Origin of the sequence: Kitasatospora sp. NPDC127035, from assembly GCF_042726075.1 — a bacterium.
Lineage (GTDB): Bacteria > Actinomycetota > Actinomycetes > Streptomycetales > Streptomycetaceae > Kitasatospora.
The window spans coordinates 1-2,710 of the sequence record NZ_JBHXDN010000156.1 but is presented as its reverse complement, the minus strand read 5'-3'; the positions used below and the strand labels follow the sequence as shown (position 1 = coordinate 2,710).

Here is a 2,710-nt window from a genome sequence, read left to right as displayed (position 1 = left end):
AGGGCCCGGACACTCGTCCGGGCCCTTCCGCCTGGCCGCGTGGCCGTGGCTCACCTCCCGGCTGCCACCGCGCGCTCCGTCGGCCCCGCCACCGGGGCCGACGCGGAAGCCGTCACCGCGCCGTCCGGACCGGCAACGGCTGCCACCCCGCCGGAGGCCGGTCCCCCCGCCGCCACCACCCGGCCGCCGCCGCTCCGGCCCGCACGCCGGTCCAGAGCACCGGACAGCACGGCCACACCGAGCGCCGCGGCGGCCATCAGTCCGCCCACCCAGTTCGGCGCCTGGTAGCCGAGCCCGGCCGAGATGACCAGCCCACCGAGCCAGGCGGCCAGCGCGTTGCCCAGGTTGAACGCGGCGATGTTCGCGGCCGAGGCGAGCGTGGGCGCGCCCGCCGCCTGGTCCATCACCCGCTTCTGCAGCGGGGCGACGGTGGCGAAACCGAACACCCCGATCAGCGGGATGGCCACGATCGCGCCGACCCGGCTCTGCGCGGCGAAGGTGAAGGCGAACAGCAGCACCGTGAGCACCGCGAGGATCACGTAGAGGCTGCGCATCAGCGCACGGTCGGCGAACCAGCCCCCGAGCAGGTTGCCGACGAAGAGGCCGACCCCGAAGAGGAAGAGCAGCCAGGTGACGCCGGACGGCGAGAAGCCGGCGAGCTCGGTCATCATCGGCGTGATGTAGGTGAACATCGCGAAGATGCCTCCCCAGCCGAGCACCGTCATGGTCAGCGCGAGCCAGATCTGCGGGGTCCGGAAGACGGCCAGCTCGGCGCCGAGCCGGGCCCCCTCCGGCCGGGACTGGACGGGGACGAGCGCGGCGATGCCTGCGAAGCCGATCACCCCGAGCGCGGCGACCACGTAGAAGGTGGAACGCCAGCCGAAGTGCTGGCCGAGCAGCGTGCCCATCGGGACGCCGAGCACGTTGGCGGCGGTGAGTCCGGTGAACATGAGGGCGATGGCGCCGGCCCTCTTGTGCGGGGCGACCAGGTCGGCGGCGACCACCGAACCGATGCCGAAGAACGCGCCGTGCGCGAAGGCGGCGAGGATCCGCCCGGCCATCAGCAGCCCGAAGGCGGGGGCCACCGCGGAGACCAGGTTCCCGACGATGAACAGGCCGGTCAGCATCAGCAGCATGCCCTTGCGGGGGACGCGGGTGCCGAGGACGGTGAGCAGCGGCCCGCCGACGACGACGCCGAGCGCGTAGCCGGAGATGAGCAGGCCGGCGGTGGGGATGGACACCGAGAAGTCGCCGGCGACCTCGGGCAGCAGGCCCATGATCACGAACTCGGTGGTGCCGATGCCGAAGGCGCTGATCGCCAGCGCCAGGAGCGCGAGAGGCATGAGAGGGACCGCTTTCCGGAGCGTTGCAGGGGTACCGGTCAGCCGCACACCAAACCATTGCGCGTGCAACTACCAGCGTCGACAATACGACCGCGCGCCGGATACTTGCAAGCGCGGCATATAGACGGCCGCCTGCAACACCCTCCACGGCAGCCTCGCCCCACTCCCCCTTCGGCGACTCGCCACCGCCCCCCGCACGCGACGGCCCGCGTCACCTTGCCTCACGCAGCGCAAGTCATTAGGTTAGCCTCACCTAACTAGCCGGAGGCTGCCATGAACCCCACCCCCATCGACGCCGAGGTCCCCGAGCCCACCGCCGCCGAACGGGTCGGCAGCCTGCTCTGCGCAGCCTCCTCCGTCGTCGTCCGCGCCTTCGGCGAGCACCACGAACTCACCACCCCCGTCTCGGTCCACGGCTCCAGGCTCCGCCTGCGCGCCCCGCTCGACGCCCCGCTCACCCTCGCGACCGTCCGCGAGCAGGACGGACTCCCCGTCGTCCTCGACCTCACCGACATCGCACCGGTCGCCGTCCGCGACCGGGTCCGCGGACGCCTCACCCTGGCCGGGCGCCTCCACCTCGCCCACCTCGCCGACGACGGCCTCAGCGTCCACCTCCGCCTGGACGTCGCCCACGCCGTCCTCTCCACCCCGTACGGCACCAGCGCCCTCACCGGCGCCGACCTCGCCCTCGCCACCCCGGACCCGCTCGCCCGCTACGAGGCCGGCATGCTCACCCACCTCGCCGACGACCACCCGGACGCCCTCGCGGTGCTCACCCGCCTCCTCGACCCGGAGCTGCTCGTCGACCACCCCGACGTCCGGCCGCTCGCCCTCGACCGGTACGGCCTGGTGCTCCGCCTCGACCACGCGCACGGCCACCGTGACGTCCGGTTGGTCTTCCCCGAACCGGCCCACGACGCCGACGACTTCGGCCACCGCGTGCACCAGCTGCTGACCGCCGCGCAGCAGGCCGAGCCCGCGCACCGGCGCTGACCCCCGCCCTACCCCCGGCCCGACTCTCCCGCCCGGCCCGGCCGCTGACGGCCGGCCGCGCACCGCCGGTCACCCATGCCGCGGAACCGGTCGGCCGGGAGATTCGGCGAGCGTCCACCGGGTCGACCGCGCCCACCCGCGCGTCCCCGGCGGCCGCACACTCCGGCGAACCCTGCCGACCGGCACCACCGCCCCGCGCCGCTGACGGCACCCGAACGATCCGTTCGCCCGGAAACCCCTCCCGAACTCTCACCGAGCCCCTTCCGGAATCCTTCCGGAACCCTTCGGGATTCGGCCTGAATTCGGCGGGAATCCGGCCGGGCGGACAAGCCACCGGAAAGATCCCCCCCCCGGGGGGAGTAAACGACAAAGGC

2 protein-coding genes are annotated in these 2,710 nt (G+C 73.5%); one reads left to right on the top strand and one right to left on the bottom strand.

What is annotated here, in order from left to right; genetic code table 11:
• Nucleotides 1–50: 50 nt before the first annotated feature.
• A complete protein-coding gene (locus ACFWIC_RS40920; protein ID WP_380522271.1) occupies nucleotides 51–1,343 on the bottom strand; it encodes an MFS transporter in 1,293 nt (430 codons plus the stop codon).
• Between the two features lie 273 nt (nucleotides 1,344–1,616).
• Here ACFWIC_RS40920 and ACFWIC_RS40915 point away from each other — a divergent pair, with 273 nt between their 5' ends.
• On the top strand, nucleotides 1,617–2,336 hold the full coding sequence (locus ACFWIC_RS40915; RefSeq protein ID WP_329877895.1) for a DUF2470 domain-containing protein: 720 nt from the start codon (nucleotides 1,617–1,619) through the stop codon (nucleotides 2,334–2,336).
• Nucleotides 2,337–2,710 lie beyond the last annotated feature (374 nt).